The 16,297-nt window shown below is 70.7% G+C and carries 13 protein-coding genes; 5 read left to right on the top strand and 8 right to left on the bottom strand.

What is annotated here, in order from left to right; genetic code table 11:
• Positions 1-41: 41 nt before the first annotated feature.
• Complete coding sequence (gene menD / locus ACFXOO_RS01645; RefSeq protein ID WP_394562610.1) at positions 42-1,889, bottom strand: 2-succinyl-5-enolpyruvyl-6-hydroxy-3-cyclohexene-1-carboxylic-acid synthase; 1,848 nt, start codon at positions 1,887-1,889, stop codon at positions 42-44.
• A 3-nt stretch (positions 1,890-1,892) separates the two neighbouring features.
• Positions 1,893-2,381 carry a PLD nuclease N-terminal domain-containing protein gene (locus ACFXOO_RS01640; RefSeq protein WP_394562609.1) on the bottom strand — a complete coding sequence of 163 codons (489 nt, stop codon included), beginning with the start codon at positions 2,379-2,381 and terminating at the stop codon, positions 1,893-1,895.
• A 90-nt stretch (positions 2,382-2,471) separates the two neighbouring features.
• Here ACFXOO_RS01640 and ACFXOO_RS01635 point away from each other — a divergent pair, with 90 nt between their 5' ends.
• The gene (locus tag ACFXOO_RS01635) at positions 2,472-2,804 is read left to right on the top strand and encodes a DUF4229 domain-containing protein (protein ID WP_378837134.1); all 333 of its coding nucleotides are present in this window, start codon (positions 2,472-2,474) and stop codon (positions 2,802-2,804) included.
• Here ACFXOO_RS01635 and ACFXOO_RS01630 read toward each other — a convergent pair.
• The 4 genes from ACFXOO_RS01630 to ACFXOO_RS01615 are packed head-to-tail and all read right to left on the bottom strand — an operon-like array spanning position 2,768 to position 6,663.
• Positions 2,768-3,748, bottom strand: coding sequence for a 1,4-dihydroxy-2-naphthoate polyprenyltransferase (locus ACFXOO_RS01630; RefSeq protein WP_394562608.1), 981 nt, complete (start codon positions 3,746-3,748; stop codon positions 2,768-2,770). The genes ACFXOO_RS01635 and ACFXOO_RS01630 overlap by 37 nt on opposite strands.
• Before the next feature lie 37 nt (positions 3,749-3,785).
• A complete protein-coding gene (locus ACFXOO_RS01625) occupies positions 3,786-4,943 on the bottom strand; it encodes an AMP-binding protein (RefSeq protein ID WP_394562607.1) in 1,158 nt (385 codons plus the stop codon).
• A gap of 22 nt (positions 4,944-4,965) precedes the next feature.
• The gene (locus tag ACFXOO_RS01620; protein WP_394562606.1) at positions 4,966-5,865 is read right to left on the bottom strand and encodes a 1,4-dihydroxy-2-naphthoyl-CoA synthase; all 900 of its coding nucleotides are present in this window, start codon (positions 5,863-5,865) and stop codon (positions 4,966-4,968) included.
• Positions 5,866-5,868: 3 nt separating this feature from the next.
• The gene (locus ACFXOO_RS01615) at positions 5,869-6,663 is read right to left on the bottom strand and encodes an LLM class F420-dependent oxidoreductase (protein WP_378837123.1); all 795 of its coding nucleotides are present in this window, start codon (positions 6,661-6,663) and stop codon (positions 5,869-5,871) included.
• A 104-nt stretch (positions 6,664-6,767) separates the two neighbouring features.
• Between ACFXOO_RS01615 and ACFXOO_RS01610 the strand changes: the two genes are divergently transcribed.
• Complete coding sequence (locus tag ACFXOO_RS01610) at positions 6,768-7,772, top strand: o-succinylbenzoate synthase (protein WP_394562605.1); 1,005 nt, start codon at positions 6,768-6,770, stop codon at positions 7,770-7,772.
• A 22-nt stretch (positions 7,773-7,794) separates the two neighbouring features.
• On the opposite strand, the gene ACFXOO_RS01605 is transcribed toward ACFXOO_RS01610, so the two are convergent.
• The gene (locus ACFXOO_RS01605; protein ID WP_394562604.1) at positions 7,795-8,514 is read right to left on the bottom strand and encodes a TetR/AcrR family transcriptional regulator; all 720 of its coding nucleotides are present in this window, start codon (positions 8,512-8,514) and stop codon (positions 7,795-7,797) included.
• A 158-nt stretch (positions 8,515-8,672) separates the two neighbouring features.
• On the opposite strand from ACFXOO_RS01605, the gene ACFXOO_RS01600 reads away from it, so the two are divergent.
• From ACFXOO_RS01600 to ACFXOO_RS01590, 3 genes are all read left to right on the top strand, one after another.
• On the top strand, positions 8,673-11,612 hold the full coding sequence (locus ACFXOO_RS01600) for an efflux RND transporter permease subunit (protein WP_394562603.1): 2,940 nt from the start codon (positions 8,673-8,675) through the stop codon (positions 11,610-11,612).
• Positions 11,609-13,657: a YhgE/Pip family protein gene (locus ACFXOO_RS01595; RefSeq protein WP_394562602.1), complete on the top strand. Its 2,049-nt coding sequence runs from the start codon at positions 11,609-11,611 to the stop codon at positions 13,655-13,657. Before ACFXOO_RS01600 ends, ACFXOO_RS01595 begins: the two co-directional genes overlap by 4 nt.
• A 729-nt stretch (positions 13,658-14,386) precedes the next feature.
• Complete coding sequence (locus tag ACFXOO_RS01590; RefSeq protein WP_394562601.1) at positions 14,387-15,106, top strand: hypothetical protein; 720 nt, start codon at positions 14,387-14,389, stop codon at positions 15,104-15,106.
• Between the two features lie 80 nt (positions 15,107-15,186).
• Here ACFXOO_RS01590 and ccsB read toward each other — a convergent pair whose 3' ends face one another.
• Positions 15,187-16,290: a c-type cytochrome biogenesis protein CcsB gene (gene ccsB, locus ACFXOO_RS01585; RefSeq protein ID WP_394562600.1), complete on the bottom strand. Its 1,104-nt coding sequence runs from the start codon at positions 16,288-16,290 to the stop codon at positions 15,187-15,189.
• Between the last annotated feature and the right edge of the window lie 7 nt (positions 16,291-16,297).

The following is a 16,297-nucleotide window of genomic DNA, read 5'->3' as shown; positions in this document are numbered from 1 at the left end:
GGCGGCGTCACGCGCGAGGACGCCGGGCGACCTCATCGGCGTCAGCGCGGAAGCGGCACTTCGATCAGCTGACGACCGCCTACGGCGGCGACCAGCGCCTGGTCGAGCGCGGTGCGGGTGGTCACGCGCAGATACTCCCAGCCGTACGCCAGCGCCAGTTGCTCGAGCCGGGTCGTGTGGGGGGTGTAGAGCACGCGGTCCATCGCGGCGGGATCGGCGACTCCCGCCACCTCGAGCGTGTCGAAGATCGTCCCGCCGCCGTCGTTGCCGATGATGACCTGGATGCGCGGCTCGGGCTCACCCGGTGGCAGCAGCAGCGATCCGACGTCGTGCAGCAGGGCGAGATCGCCCATGAGCAGCCTGGTCACTCCCGGTGCGCCGCTGCTCTGGCTCGCGATCGCGACGCCGAGCGCGGTGGCGACCGTACCGTCAATGCCGGCAAGACCCCGGTTGGCGTGCACGGGCACCTTCTTGCCCCCCACGACTGCATCGGCCACGCGCACGAGACGTGACGAGCCGAAGACGAGTCGGTCGTGCGGCCACGTCGCGCGCCACACCGCGTCGACGAGGTTCTCCCGATCGAGCGGCGTCCGGATCGCCGCCAGCTCCCCGGCGATCGCTCCCAGCCGCGCGCGGGGGTCGGCCGAGCCGAGACCCTCGACGTCGGGCGCGGGCGGGGCGACGTCGACCGCGGCGTCGCGCGAAGCGCGCATCCACGCGCCGAGCCACTCGCGGTCGGCTTCACCCTGCTCCACCGCGACGGTGTCGAGCGGCACCGTCGCGCCGTTGAGGTTCAGGGGTTCTCCGGGCCCACGGAGCGCCAGGACTTCCACCTCGACATCCGACAGCAGGGCGGTCACCTCGCGGCTCAGCGTCGGGTGACCGAGCACGACCGCCCGCTCGATCCGCCCGCCGAGCTGCGGGTCGCGCAACAACGCCCGATAACCGTGCACCAGGTTGCGCCCGAAGCGCGCGCCGCTGACGACCTCGGCGATGAGCGGCCATCCGCCCGCGTGCGCGAGCGCCTCCGCATCGCTGCCGGCGTCCGACCCTGCGATCACGACCGTGCGCGCACCGCGGGCCAGCATGTGCGGTGCCGCGTCTGCTTCCCCGGGCAGATCGGCCTCGCCGATACCGCCGCCGCCCTGATACAGAGCGCCGGATGCCTCGGCCTCGGTGTCGGCGTCGGGCAGAGGCGCGGCATCCGGGTCCTGCTCGGACGTCGAGGCCAGCTCGGTCTCGGGCACACCCATCCAGGCCGGGAACTGCCCCGCGAGGGGCTCGCGGAACGGGACGTTCAGGTGGACGGGGCCGGCCGAGCGCATGCCCTCGCCGAGCGCTGCGGCCACCGCTTGCTGGGCCACGACGCGCAACATGGCACTCTGCGGTCCGTCGCCGAGCGGATCGGTCTCTTCGGCCACGGGGAGGTCGGCCTCGTACCGGGTGTTCGGAGCGAACATCCCCGGCTGGCGGGTGGTCTGATTCGCGCCGACACCGCGCAGCTCGGGTGGGCGGTCGGCAGTGAGGATGATCAGCGGAACCCCCGCATGATGCGCCTCGAGTGCCGCCGGCAGAAGATTCGCCCCCGCGGTACCGGAGGTGCACATCACCACGGCCGGCATACCGGACTCGCGACCCAGACCCACTCCGGTGAAACCGGCCACGCGTTCGTCGATGCGTACGTGCATGCGCACGCCGCCACGGCGCTCGAGTTCGGCCGCGACGAGGGCGAGTGCCTGCGAGCGCGAACCCGGACTCACGACGAGGTGCCGCACCCCGAGCTCGACGAGTGCGCACAGGAGGGCTGCGGCGGCGTCCGTGGCGGGCGACACCAGGCGCCGTTCATCTACGGCGGGCTCGCCGCGCGCCGGGTCCTTCTCGAGCGACACGACTCAGCCGACGGCGCCGCGCTGGCCGCGGCCGTCGTCGTCGTCCGAGGGGAGCTCAGGACCCCGAGCGGGAGGCTCGATGGCGGGAGCGGCCGTGGGCGGGGCAGGCGTCCCCGGCCCGGAGGCGGATGAGTTACCCGCGGGGGGCATGTCCCACTTCGGGTCGTCGTCTTCGGCGTCGAGCATGGCCAGCTCTTCCTCGAGACGGCGAATGCGTTCGTCCTGATCGCTGACCGTTCCGAGGCGCCCGAGGAACTCCGGATCGTCGTCGGGGGCACGACGGGCGGTCAGGGTCGACGCGCGTACACGACCGACCGCGAGCCACAACAGGCCGCCCAGCACGGGGATCAGCACCACGATGAGAAGCCACACCGGCTTGCTGACGCCGCGGTGCCTGTTCGGAGGCTGCACAGCACAATCGACGATGGTGTAGACCCAGAAGGCGGTCAGCACCAGCGCGAGAATCAGCAGCACGCGGGTCACGATCCCCATCCTAAGCGCGCTGCGACCACCCGGTCCGGTGGAGGCGCAACTGTGGGCGCTCGCACAGGACGCGCACGGGCGCGGACGTAGAATGAACCGGTGAAGCTGCCCCCGATGCTGACCTACACGGTGCTGCGCCTGCTCGCGTTCCTGGTGCCGTTCGGCGTCCTCATGCTGTTCCCGGTGTTCCAGGAGCTCTATTGGCTGGCGGCCGTCTTCGCCGCTCTCATCGGACTGAGCATCTCGCTGCTGTTCCTTCGGCGCCCGCTCGCCGACGTGTCGGCGACCATCGATCGCCGTCGCCGCGCAGAGCGTGCCGTGGCCGACGACGAGAGTGTCGAGGATGCCGCGAACGACGTCGCGCGCGGGGTCGCGACATCCGAATCCCCGGTGTCTCAGCCGACGAACGACCAGGCGACGAAGAAGCCGTAGGCGACGGACGTCAGCGACGCGAGTGCGAGGGCGACGACGAGTTCGCGCGGCGCGCGGTACGTCCAGACGATGAGGATCGCGGGCAGTGCCACGAGCAGCACCAGCAGGGTCAGCCACGCGATCGGATAGAACAGCGCCAGGAAGATCGCGATCGCGAACGGCAGCAGCACGAACGCCGTGAACACGACCTGTGTGGCGCGCTTGCCGATGCGCACCGTGAGGGTGCGCTTGCCCGCCTCGCGGTCCTGATCGATGTCGCGGAGGTTGTTGACGAGCAGCACCGCACACGCCAGCAGGCCGGCAGCGACGGCGCCGAACCACGCTTCCTGCGGGAGTGACTGCACCTGAACCCATGTCGTGCCGAGGGTCGCCACCAGCCCGAAGAAGACGAAGACGAACAGCTCGCCCAGCCCCGCATAACCGTACGGGCGCTTGCCGCCGGTGTAGAAGTACGCCGCGACGATGCAGATCGCCCCGATCGGGATGAACCACCACTGCTGCGTGCGGATCGTGACTGCGAGCCCTGCGACCGCTGCGATCGCGAAGAAGGCGAGCGCGACCACGAGGACGGTGCGCGGCTTCGCCTTGCGCGACGCGGTCAGTCGCGCCGGCCCGACGCGGAAGTCGTCGGTGCCGCGGATGCCGTCGCTGTAGTCGTTGGCGTAATTCACGCCGATCTGCAGGCTGAGCGCGACGGCCAGGCACAGCAGCGCCAGCACCCAGTGGAACAGGCCGTCCACGAGACGGGCGGCGCCGGTGCCGATCAGGATGGGAGTGATCGCCAGCGGCAGGGTTCGCAGCCGCGCGGCCCCGATCCAGTCCCGCGCCGTCGCCTTCGGAACCTGCCGTGGGTCGCGCGACACGTGAGCCCGCTGAGGATTGCCACGACTGGATTGCTTCTTCGGCTTGGTCTGCGTGCGCTTCTTGCGAGGGGATCCGGCCACGAGGAGACATCCTACGGCGACAGGACCATCGGTCCGCTCAGCCGCCCGGAGCGCGGAGGGCGAGGCGCAGTGCTTCGCGATCGGGTTTGCCGGAGGCGAGCGTCGGCAGAGCGCCGACGAGGACGATGCGAGACGGCCGTGCGTGCGCGCCGACCGTCGCCTCGACGGCCGTGCGAGCCGCGCTCAGCACCGCGTCCTCGTCGCGGGCGCCGAACTCCTCGCGGGAGACGACGACGACGGATGCCTCGCCCCAGCGCTCGTCGGCGACGCCGACCACGACCGCGTTCCCGAGCCCCGCCACCGTACGGACGATCTGCTCCACGCGATCGAGGGAGATGTTGATGCCGCCCGAGACGATCACGTTGTCGAGCCGTCCACGGATACGCAGGACACCGTCCTCGAGCAATCCGTCGTCCCCCGTGCGGTACCAGCGCGTTCCGTCGTCGTCCACGACGAAGGCGTTCTCGGTCAGGTCGGGTCGACCGAGATATCCGTCCGCCAGCGTCGGCCCGGCCACCCGCACCTCGCCACCGACGACCGCGAGGCGCACACCCCTGAGCGGCACGCCGTCGTACACGCATCCGCCGCTGGTCTCACTCGAGCCGTAGGTGCGGACGATGCGCACACCCGCATCGACCGCACGCTCGCGCACCGCCGCCGGCAGCGCCTGCCCGCCGACCAGGATCGCCTCGAAGGAGCGAAGCGCCCGCAGCACCGTGGTGTCTTCGGCCGCGGCATCCAGCAATCTGGTCACCTGGGCCGGGACCAGCGAGGTGTACGTGGGCACCGGCGCGCCGCCGTCGCTGGAGGCCATCGACAGCGCAGCAGCCGTGAAGGACTGAGCACTGAAGACGCCGCTCAGGATCGCGGGCTCGCGTCCTGCCACGATCGCGCGGACGAGCACCTGCAAGCCGGCGACGTAGCCCGCGGGCAGCGCGAGCAGCCACGCCCCGTCCCCGATGCGGTCGGCGGTCGCCAAGACGCTCGCGGTGAGCGCGTTACGGCTCAGCACGACGCTCTTGGGCACGCCCGTCGAGCCGGAGGTCGTCACCACGACCGCCGTGCCGGCGGGCACATCCACGGGCGCCGACCCCGGCATGCCCAGCCCGAGCGCGGGACCCGCGCCGTGCAGCGCCTGCCGCACGGCGCGCAGCACGGTGCGCGGATCGTCGTCGGCGACCGGGACGAGCTTCATCAGCCGACCGATGTGCGCACCGTCAGTACTGCCACGGATAGGGCGCCCAGTCGGGTTCGCGCTTCTCGAGGAAGGCGTCGCGCCCCTCGACCGCCTCGTCCGTGCCGTAGGCCAGCCTCGTCGCCTCGCCGGCGAAGACCTGCTGACCGACGAGTCCGTCATCGACCGCGTTGAACGCGAACTTCAGCATGCGGATCGCGGTGGGCGACTTCGTGAGGATGGTGCGGGCCATCGCGATGGCTTCGCGCTCGAGGTCGGCGTGCGCCACGACCCGGTTGACCGCGCCCATCTCGAAGGCGCGCTGCGCCGAGTACTCCTCGGCGAGGAAGAACACCTCGCGGGCGTTCTTCTGGCCGATCTGGCGGGCGAAGTAGGCCGAGCCGTATCCGGCGTCGAAGGAGCCGACGTCGGCATCGGTCTGCTTGAAGCGGCCGTGCTCCCGGGAGGCGATGGTTAGGTCGCAGACGACGTGCAGCGAGTGCCCGCCTCCGGCCGCCCACCCGGGCACCACCGCGATGACCACCTTCGGCATGAATCGGATCAGTCGCTGCACCTCCAGGATGTGCAGCCGACCGGCACGTGCCGGGTCGGTGACCGTGTCGGTCTCGGAGTACTTGTAGCCGTCACGACCGCGGATGCGCTGGTCTCCGCCTGAGCAGAAGGCCCACCCGCCGTCCTTGGGGCTCGGACCGTTGCCGGTGAGAAGCACGACGCCGATGCGCGGGTTCTGGCGGGCACCCTCCAGCGCCCGGTAGAGCTCGTCCACCGTGCGCGGGCGGAAGGCGTTGCGGACCTCGGGACGATCGAACGCGATGCGCGCGATCCGGCCGTCTCTCGAGACGTGCGCGGTGATGTCGGTGTATTCCGACGCGCCGGGCGCCGGCATCCACTCGCCCTCATCGAACAGATCGGAGACGGACACCGCTCAGGCGTTCTTCGCGTCGCGCCAGGCGAGCCAGCGGCTGACCAGGTCGTAGTCCCAGTCGGGCCCACCGAAGCCCATCGTGTACAGCCGCGTCCCCGCGTCGTAGAGAGCGTCGGCGAACTGCTCGTCTCGGTCCTTCAGCTCGTTCGAGACGATGAGTCCGGACGCGTCGTGCCCGTCCTTCTCCGCCCAGCGCTCGATCACCTCGAGCTTGTGCGGAACCTGATCGGGACCGACGAAGCTGTGCCAGATGTCGGCGTGACGGGCGACGATCCGCAGCGTCTTCTGCTCGCCGGAACCGCCGATCATGACGGGGATGTGGCGGGTGGGTGCCGGGTTCAGGACGTCCCACCGTGCGGTGACGCGGTCGAGCCCGTCGGAAAGGTCGTTCAGCCGCGAACCGGCGGTGCCGAACTCGTAACCGTACTCGTCGTAGTCGCGCTCGAACCAGCCCGATCCGGTGCCGAAGATGAAGCGACCCTCGCCGCCGCGGGCGCTGATGTGGTCGATCGTGCGGGCCATGTCGGCCTGCAGATCGGGGTTGCGGTAGCTGTTGCAATTGACGAGCGCGCCGAACTCGACGCGCTCGGTCTGCTCGGCCCACGCGGCGAGCATGGTCCACGACTCGAAGTGGAGTCCGTCCGGGTCGCCGTACAGGGGGAAGAAGTGATCCCAGTTGAAGAGGATGTCCACCCCCATCTCCTCGAGGCGGGACACGGCATCGCGAATCGCCGTGTAGCTGACGTGCTGGGGCTGGATCTGCACGCCGAGGCGCACGGGGGTGTCGAGAAGCATGGGTCCCAGCCTAGGACCGGCCGAGCCCCGCAGCGCCCTGCCCCGACGTCGGCTCCGCGGCGAGCGCACCCCCGAACGGGGCGCGTCCGAGGGAAGATGGGCTCGTGACCGATGACGCTCCCGCACCCCTTCCCGCCCTGAACGACCTCCTCGAGTCCGCGCGGGTGGTGGCGCTTCCGCTGGTCACGCGATTCCGCGGGGTGGAGGTGCGCGAAGCGGTGCTCTTCGAGGGGCCCGAGGGCTGGACCGAGTTCTCCCCCTTCGTGGAGTACGCCGATGCCGAGGCCTCCGCCTGGCTCGCGGCGGCGGTCGACTTCGGATGGCGGGCGCAGCCCGCGGGGCTGCGGACCGAGATCCCCGTCAACGCCACGGTGCCGGCCGTGCCCGCGGCATCCGTCCCCGCACTCCTGGCGCGCTTCGACGGATGCCGCACCGCCAAGGTCAAGGTCGCGGAGCCCGGCCAGCGCCTCAGCGACGACGTCGACCGCGTCCGCGCCGTGCGCGAGGTGATGGGCGTCGAGGGGCGCGTGCGCGTCGACGCCAACGGAGCGTGGAACGTCGACGAGGCCGAACATGCGATCCATGCGCTGGCCGGGTTCGACCTCGAGTACGTCGAGCAGCCGTGCGCCACCGTCGACGAGCTCGCCGAGCTGCGACGCCGGGTGAAGTACATGGGCATCCCGATCGCGGCGGACGAGAGCGTCCGAAAGGCGTCCGACCCGCTCGAAGTCGCCCGCGCCGGCGCGGCCGACATCCTCGTGATCAAGGCTCAGCCGCTCGGCGGCGTGCGCCGCGCCCTGGCGATCATCGCCGAAGCCGGCCTGCCGGCCGTGGTCTCGAGTGCGCTCGACACTTCGGTCGGGCTCTCGATGGGGGCGAGCCTGGCGGCCGCACTGCCTGCCCTCGACTACGACTGCGGGCTGGCCACCGCGTCCCTGTTCACCAGTGATGTCGCGTCGCCCCCGCTGATCCCGCGGCAGGGAGTGATCACCGTCGGTCGGGTGCGCCCCGACCCGGCTCTGCTGGAGTCCGCCGGCGCCTCGGCTGAGCGGCGCGACTGGTGGCTCGACCGGATCCGTCGGTGCCACGCGGAGCTGGCCCGCGGCTGAGCCTGAGGAGACCGCCCGCGGGTCAGCCGGCGATGACCTCGGCGAGGATCCGCATGCGCGCGTTGATCGCGAGGCACAGCTCCGCGTCATCGAGACCGTCCATCGCGGCCCGCAGGGCGGCGGTCTCCCACGTGGTCAGGAACATCTGTGCGAGGTCCTCCGGCGGCAGTTTGAGAGGCAGGCCGCTGGCACGCACGATGTCGCGGATGAGATCGGCGACACGTGATGTCATCGCGTCCTCCCACCGGGTGTAGGAGGCGGCCAACGTCGCGTCGCGGAGCGCGCGGTTGCGGATCTCGCTGAGCAGCAGGACTCCGGATCGACTGTCGTTCTCGACGTCGAGCAGTCGGCCGACGAGCTCCCCGGGGCTGCCCGACAGCTCGGACGCCGACTCCAGCTCCCGCACGCGCTCGGTCACGGCCGACAGCTTCTCGTCCGATACCCGGCCGGCGAGCTCCAGGAACAGCTCGTCCTTCGACACGAAGTTCGAGTAGAACGCCCCCCGGGTGAAACCGGCGCGTTCGCAGATCGCCTCGACGGATGCCGCGTCCAGCCCGACCTCGGCGAACACCTGGGCGGCGGCATCCAGCAGTCTCTGGCGGGTGCGCTCCCGGCGCGCGCTGGCCGGGACGGCCTCGTTCACGGATGTCGGCGGGATATCCGCCAGGGCCGCGGTGTCAGCGACCTCGTCTACGGCGGTGCCCGTGGAGGTGCCCGCGGGGGTGCTCATGGTGTCGCTCACTGCTTCTCCTTCGGAAGGGCCGGCGGGGCGGGTCCGAGGCCGGTGCTCCCTCACACCCGACTCTCAGACTCGAGACCGTTCCGCGACCTACGATACACATATGTATCGGATACATCGGTGTATCCAAACCCGCAGCACTGTCTGATCCCGGAGGCACCGTGTCCACTCTTCTCTACGCCCTCGGCCGGTGGTCGTATCGGCGACCGTGGCGCGTCATCGCGACATGGGCGCTGCTGCTCGCCCTCGCCGGCGGCGGGGCCGTCGTCTTCAGCGCGGGAACCGACAACACCTTCTCCATCCCCGGCACCGAATCGCAGGAGGGCATCGAGCAGCTCGCGCGCACATTCCCGCAGGCGAGCGGCACGAGCGCGCAGCTGATCGTCGTCACCGCTGACGGCGCACCCATCGACGAGGCGCCCTACAAGGACGCCATCGAGGACGCCGTGGGCTCGTTCGGAGACCTCGACCAGGTCAGCGCGGCCACCGACCCCTTCGACGAGAACGTGTCGGGTCTCGTCTCGGACGACGACTCCGCCGCGATCGTCCGCCTGCAGTTCGACGGTCAGACGAGCGATGTCACCGCCGACACGAAGACCGATCTGCGCGAGGTCACCACCACGCTGCAGGACGCACTGCCGGACGGCTCACAGGTGCTCCTCGGCGGTGATCTGTTCTCACAGTCCATCCCCGGCGTGACCATCACCGAGGCGATCGGCCTGATCATCGCCCTGCTGGTGCTGATCGTGACCTTCCGTTCCTTCGTCGTGGCAGGACTCCCCCTCTTGACGGCCATCCTCGGCGTCGGGCTCTCGATGACGCTGATCTTCATCGCCACAGCCTTCGCCACGGTGTCCTCGACGACACCTCTGCTGGCCCTCATGCTCGGGCTGGCTGTCGGCATCGACTATTCGCTGTTCATCGTCGCCCGACATCAGGATCAAGTGCGCGCGGGGATGCCGGTCGAGGAGTCCGCGGCGCGCGCGACGGGCACCGCCGGCTCGGCCGTCGTGTTCGCCGGAATCACCGTGCTGATCGCCCTCATCGGACTGTCGTTCGCGGGCATCCCCTTCCTGACGACGATGGGCATCGCCGCCTCGGTCGCCGTCTTCCTCGCGGTGCTCGTCGCCACGACGCTGACCCCGGCGCTGCTGGGCCTGCTCAAGGAACGCGTGCGAGGACGGATGCCGCGGCACGCGTCGTCCGCCGCGTCCGCCACGCCCGCGCCCGCGGACGACGCCGACCCGGACAGTGTCGGCGAAGGCTCTCCGCGGCCCGCCACTCGCCGTAGGGAGAAGGTGACGTTCTCGCGACGCTGGGTGCGCGGCGTCATGAAGCACCCCGTGCTCACCACCGTCGCCGTCGTCGTCGGGCTGGGGATCGCCACCGTGCCCCTCGCGAGCCTGACGCTCGCCCTGCCGAACGCCGGCATGCTGCCCGCCGACACCGAGGCCCGCCAGAGCTACGACCTCGTGAGCGAGAAGTTCGGTCCGGGCTTCAACGGGCCGATCATCATGACCGGCACGATCGTGACGAGTACAGACCCGCTCGGCCTGATGACCGACCTCGGTGACGACATCGCGACACTCCCGGGCGTGAAGACGGTGGCGCTGGCGACCCCGAACGAGACCGCCGACACCGGCATCGTCCAGCTCATCCCCACGACGGCGCCCGACGATCCTGCCACCGCCGCGCTCGTGCGGGAGCTGCGCGATCAGCACGACCGTCTTCTGGACGAGTACGGCGTCGACCTGAAGGTGACCGGTTTCACCGCGGTCGCGATCGACATCTCCGACCAGCTGGGTGCCGCCCTGATCCCGTTCGGCCTGTTCGTGGTCGGACTCTCGATCATCCTGCTGGCCATCGTCTTCCGGTCCATCTGGGTGCCCATCAAGGCGACCCTCGGCTACCTGCTGTCGATCGGCGCCGCGTTCGGCGTGGTCAGCGCGGTCTTCTCGTGGGGCTGGTTCGCAGACATCCTGCACGTCTCATCGGTCGGCCCGATCATCAGCTTCATGCCCATCGTCGTGATGGGGGTGCTGTTCGGACTCGCGATGGACTACGAGGTCTTCCTCGTCTCCCGCATGCGTGAGGACTACGTGCATCGCCGTCGCAGCCACCCGCACGAGAGCGACCGCACCGCAGCGCTCGGCGCGGTCGAGTCGGGGTTCGTCGGGTCGTCCCGCGTCGTGGTCGCCGCCGCGATCATCATGTTCTCGATCTTCGCCGCGTTCGTCCCCGAGGGAGACAGCAGCCTGAAGCCGATCGCGCTCGGACTGGCCGTCGGCGTCTTCGTCGACGCGTTCGTCGTGCGCATGACGCTGGTCCCCGCGGTCATGACCCTCCTGGGCGCGAAGGCGTGGTGGATTCCACGGTGGCTGGATCGCCTCCTCCCCCACTTCGACGTGGAGGGCGAAGCGGTCGAACGCGAGCTCGCCATGGCGGATTGGCCCGAGCCCGACACCACCGCGGTGGTCGTCGGTACCGGTATCGCGCTGCGGCAGGGCGACCTCGCCCTCTACGACGATGTCGCGGTACGGGTCGACAGCGGCGAGACGCTCGTCGTGACGGGCGCCGATCGCCGCAGCATCCGTGCACTCCTCCTCACCTTCGCCGGGCGCGTGACCCCGTCGGAAGGCACGCTCAAAGTGGCGGGGCATCTGCTGCCCGCCCGTGCCGCGTGGGTGCGCAGCCACGTCGGGGTCGCCCTCATCGGCGGCGACGACGGATTCGCCCCCGTGAAGGAGCTGCAGCGCGCGCTGGCCGGCACCCCGCGCCTGGTCGTCATCGACGGGCTCGACACGGTCACCGATGATGCCGAACGCGATCAGGTGATGGCTGCGCTCCGGGATGCCGCGGAGCGTGCGCGTTCCGCCGATCGGCGGCTGACGATCATCGCCGGGGCCGTCGACGACACCGATGTGCGCCTCCTGCTCGGCGCGACCGGATCGATCGTCGACACGCTCGATCTTCGATTGCCGCCCCGCCGCGACATCCCCGCGCCGCACGATCCGGCGGCCGTGCAGCGGGACGATGCCGAGCATCCGTCCGCGCCCGCCCCGACCACTCCGACTTCCGACACCCACGAGGTGAACGCATGACCCTCCCCATCGAGCGCGCCCGCACGCGCAAGCCCATCACCTGGCTCACGGTCATCGGCGTGATCCTGCTGCCCGTCGTCATCGGGGGGATCCTGGTGGCGGCCCTCTACAACCCCACCGAGCGTCTCAGCGAGATGACCGCGGCGATCGTCAACAACGATGAGCCCGTCACGATCAACGATCAGGTCACGCCGCTCGGACGGCAGCTCACCGCGGGGCTCGTCGAGGGGTCGGACGACCTGGCGAGCAATCTCACGTGGGTCGTCTCGAACACATCGGATGCCGCGGAAGGCCTCGCGGACGGCACCTATCAGGCGGTCGTGACGATTCCCGAGAACTTCTCGGCCGCCGCGACCTCCGGCGGACAGGCCATCGGCGGCACGGGTACCCCCGAACAGGCGACGATCTCGGTCAGCACGCCACCGGACGCGCGCATCGTCGACGACGCCATCAGCGCTCAGGTCACGCAGGCTGCGGCATCCGTCATGGGTTCCACGATCTCCTCGGCGACCCTCGACAACGTGTTCCTCGGATTCACGACGCTCGGCGACCAGCTGGGGAGCGCCGCAGACGGCGCGCATCAGCTCGCCGACGGTGCACGTCAGGCGGCCGACGGCGCTGCGGCGCTGCCGAGCGGCGCGGCGCAGCTCGCCGACGGCGCGACCGGCATCGCGACCGGAGCCGGCTCGCTCGGCTCGGGTCTCGATACGATCGCCTCGGGCATCTCGCAGTCCTCGAGCGGAGCTACGCAGCTCGCCGGCGGCGTGCGTCAGGTCGTCGCGGGGGTGGGTGATCCGCAGCTGGTGAACGCCGCGAACACCGCGGCGGCCGAGGCGAGCACCTCCGCCTCTCAGACCGCCGCGCTGGCCGCCTCGGTGGGCGGGGTCGCGCAGACGAGCGGCGGGCTGTCGGCGACGCTGGGCGACCTCAGTGCGCAGTGCTCCGCGTCCGGCGGGTCGGCGCAGTTCTGCAGCGAGCTCGCCGACGCCGCCGGTGTCGCCGCGTCCACAGCGGGTGCCGCGGGTGCGGCTGCCGGCGACGCCGTCACGGCCGCGCGCAGTGCCGGCACCGCCAGCGGGTACGCCGGCCCCACGGCGAGCGGCATCCAGACCCTCACCACCCAGACGAGCGCCGGCCTCACCGAGATCGCGAACCAGACCGACGCCCTGGCATCCGGTCTCGGACAGCTCGCCTCCGGCACGACGCGGTCCGCCGACGGCGCCCGCGCGCTCGAGTCCGGCGCAAGCCAGCTCGCAGACGGCGCGACGCAGCTGTCGACCGGTGCCGGCACACTCGCCACCGGGGTGAGCACTCTCGCCGACGGTACGTCGTCGCTCGCGGACGGCCTCACGACCGCGGCATCGTCACTGCCGTCCTACACCGACTCCGAGGCGCAGAACCTCGCGGATGTCGTCAGCAACCCGGTGACCGCCGACGGCGCCGGCACGTCCTTGTTCGGGGCATCCGCTGTGCCGCTGCTCGCGACCCTCGCCCTCTGGGTCGGCGGGCTCGCCTCATTCATCGCCCTGCAGGCCGTCACCCGGCGCGCGCTCGCATCACGGCGGCCGTCGGCGTTGCTGGCGCTGCGCAGCTTCGCCCCGGGCGCGCTGATCGGCCTGCTGCAGGGCCTCGCTGTCGCGGCGGTCGTACAGTCGGCCGCCTCCTACTCGTGGGCTGACTGGTGGGCGTTCGCCGGCATCGCCGCACTGACAGGGGTGGCGTTCGCCGCTGTCAACCAGGCGCTGGTCGCGCTTCTGCGCGGCTTCGGTCGCTGGGTGGCCGCGCTGGTCGCCGTGCTCGTGGTTGCAACCGGAGTGGTCTCCACCATCCCCGGGTGGCTCGCCGGCATCGCGGGGTTCATGCCCACCGCGCCGGCGTACGACGCCATGCTCGGCGCCCTCGCCGGCGCCGGAGGGATCGGGGCCGGCATCGCCGGACTCGTCATCTGGACCGTCATGTCGCTGGCCGTGACCATGATCGTCGTGACGAGGAAGCGCTCGATCGCCGTGCGCGATCTGGTCGCGACATCCGCTGTGCCCGCCTGAACCGGGCCCGGGGGGGGGGGGGGGGGGGGAGGGGGAGGGGGGGGGTGGGGGGGGGGGAAGGGCCTCCCCCCCCCCCCCCCCCCCCCCCCCCCCCCCCCCCCCCCCCCCCCCCCCCCCCCCCCCCCCCCCCCGGCCCGGCGCACGCCGATGGCCCGGCCTGGCGCACGCCGATGGCCCCACTCCTTCAGAGGCCGGAGTGTGACGTTCCGCGTGGACGCATCCGGCAGGGTTCGGCCACCGGCCGTCGCCGCCGGGGCCATCCACGTCCGAAGGCCAGAGTGTGACGTTCCGCGCGGACGCATCCGGCAGGGTTCGGCCACCGGCCGTCGCCGCCGGGGCCATCCACGTTCGAAGGCCAGAGTGCGGCGCGAAGTGGCGACGAACCCGGCGATCTTTGGCCACAGAGCTCGTTCCTCCCCATGGGAAACATTAGTTGAAGCATCCACTGGTCTGATTCCGGCGATGTGCAGGGTCTTTCCGACGCGGTCTACTCGACGAGTGCACCCGAGCCCACTCCCCCCGCAGTTGAGAAACCGCGCTTTCCGCGTCGGTGAGGCGCTCGACGCGGGGGTGACACCCCGACGGCTCCGTGCTCGCGACCTGGAAGCGCCGTTCTACGGAGTGCGGCGCATGCGCAACCGTCAGGACATCGACGCCCCGTCGGGTCTGCTCACGAGTGACCAGCGATGCGCCGCTGTCGACCGAGCGTGTCGCGCCTTTCTGCCGCGCATGTCACCAGAGCACTTCTTCAGCGGCAAGACCGCCGCCGCCCTGTGGCGGCTCCCGCTCCCCTCGTCCGTGCCCGTGCTTCCCCTCGAGGTATCCGGAGTCGCGCCGCGCCGCGCGCCGCGCACCCCCGGTGTGAACGCCTCGCGTATGCAGGTCGATCCGCGCCGGGACCTCACGCGGTTTGCAGGACTCCCCGTCACCCGTCCGGCGGAGACGTGGGCTCAGCTGGCCACATCTCTCACCACCGACGAGCTGATCATCGTGGCCGACGCGCTGGTCGGGCGACGCGTCCTCGCCTCGGTCGAAGAACTGCATCGCGCCGCACATCGCCTGCGGAGGGTCGGGGTGTCACGATTGGATGCCGCGATGAAGGAAGTTCGGACGGGGAGCGAGTCGCCGCGAGAGACCGAGACCCGCCTCGTCCTCGTGCGAGGAGGCCTGCCCGAACCGATGCTGAATTGGGAGCTTCGCGACGCGGACGGGAGCCTCAACGCACGCCTCGACATGGCGTTTCCCCACTATCGCGTGTGCGTCGAATACGACGGCCGTCATCACGCCGAAGACCCCCGGCAGTTCGCACGTGACGCCGATCGCTGGGACGCTCTGCTGTCAGCCGGTTGGGTCAACGTGCGCGTCCTCGCGCACCACTACAACGATCCAAGACGACTGATTCTGGACCGCGCACGTGCCGCCCTCCTGGCTCGAGGGTGGCAGCCATGAATGCGCGCCTCGTGACAGCAGTGGCGGACCGACTCCGGCCACCCAAATCGAGGCGTGTTCCGCCCGATCAGCGGATCGAATCAGGTGAGTCCCGAGTAGACGTGCAGTCCCTTGAAGAACATGTTGACGATCGTGAAATTGAACATCACCGCACTGAAGCCGATGATCGAGAGCCAGGCCGACCGGGTGCCGCGCCAGCCGCGCGTGGCGCGGGCGTGGATGTAGCCGGCGTAGAGGACCCAGATCACGAAGGTCCAGACCTCCTTCGTGTCGAAACCCCAGTAGCGGCCCCACGCGTCATTGGCCCAGATGGAGCCCGCGATCAGCGTGAAGGTCCAGAAGATGAATCCGAGGATCGCGAACCGGTACGCGAGCGATTCGAGGGTGTCGGCGGAGGGCAGGGTCCGCAGGAACGCGGGTCCCGTCTTCGCCGCGGGCGATCCGGCCTCGACCGCGACGGCAGCCAGGACCTTGCGCTCGCGTCGGGCCTGGAGGAGCTGCACGACCGAGAGCCCGAAGGCGAGGGCGAACAGCGCGGTGGCGAGCGAGGCGACGAACACGTGCACGACCAGCCACACCGACTTGAGCGGGTCGGCGAGGGGCGTGATCTCGACGTAGAACTGCAGTGCGGTGCCACCGAGCAGCAGCACGATCATCCCGGTGATGAACGTGCCGAGGAAGCGCAGGTCGTAGCGGAACAGCACGACCAGGTAAACGGCGACGATCAGCATCGTGCCCGTCAGCGCGAACTCGTACATGTTCGACCACGGCACGCGGCCGGCCGCGATGCCGCGCGTCACGTCGGCGGCGACGTGGAAGAGGAAGCCCAGAAGAGTCAGCGACGTGCCGATGCGCGCCCACGTCTGCTTGACGCGCTTGCCGGGCCGCGCCTGCATGGCTTCCTCGGCCGCACGCTCGTCGGCACGGAGTCGATCAGCCGCGGCGGACCCACCGACGGTCGTGCCCGCACCGCCGGCGGTGACCAGCTGACGGGACCGCTCGGTCGCGGCGTCCCGCTCGGTCACGGCGTCCCGCTCCGCGGCGCCCCGCGCGTCGACGGCGAGCGCCGACCGGCGGGAGAGGTCGATGGCGTACGCGATGAACGCGAGGGCGTAGACCGCGATCGCGGTCCAGACCAGCAGGACCGAGACGGAATCTAGCGTGAGCGTGTCGGTTGCGGGCATGCCCCCA

The organism is Microbacterium sp. P03 (assembly GCF_043556235.1).
GTDB lineage: Bacteria > Actinomycetota > Actinomycetes > Actinomycetales > Microbacteriaceae > Microbacterium.
This window is presented reverse-complemented; position numbering and strand designations above follow the sequence as displayed.

Coding starts and splice junctions, on each gene's coding strand:
- ACFXOO_RS01590 (WP_394562601.1), top strand. CDS start 14,387: ATGTCACCAGAGCACTTCTTCAGCGGCAAGACCGCCGCCGCCCTGTGG.
- ccsB (WP_394562600.1), bottom strand. CDS start 16,290: ATGCCCGCAACCGACACGCTCACGCTAGATTCCGTCTCGGTCCTGCTG.
- ACFXOO_RS01615 (WP_378837123.1), bottom strand. CDS start 6,663: ATGCTTCTCGACACCCCCGTGCGCCTCGGCGTGCAGATCCAGCCCCAG.
- ACFXOO_RS01625 (WP_394562607.1), bottom strand. CDS start 4,943: ATGAAGCTCGTCCCGGTCGCCGACGACGATCCGCGCACCGTGCTGCGC.
- ACFXOO_RS01595 (WP_394562602.1), top strand. CDS start 11,609: ATGACCCTCCCCATCGAGCGCGCCCGCACGCGCAAGCCCATCACCTGG.
- ACFXOO_RS01640 (WP_394562609.1), bottom strand. CDS start 2,381: ATGGGGATCGTGACCCGCGTGCTGCTGATTCTCGCGCTGGTGCTGACC.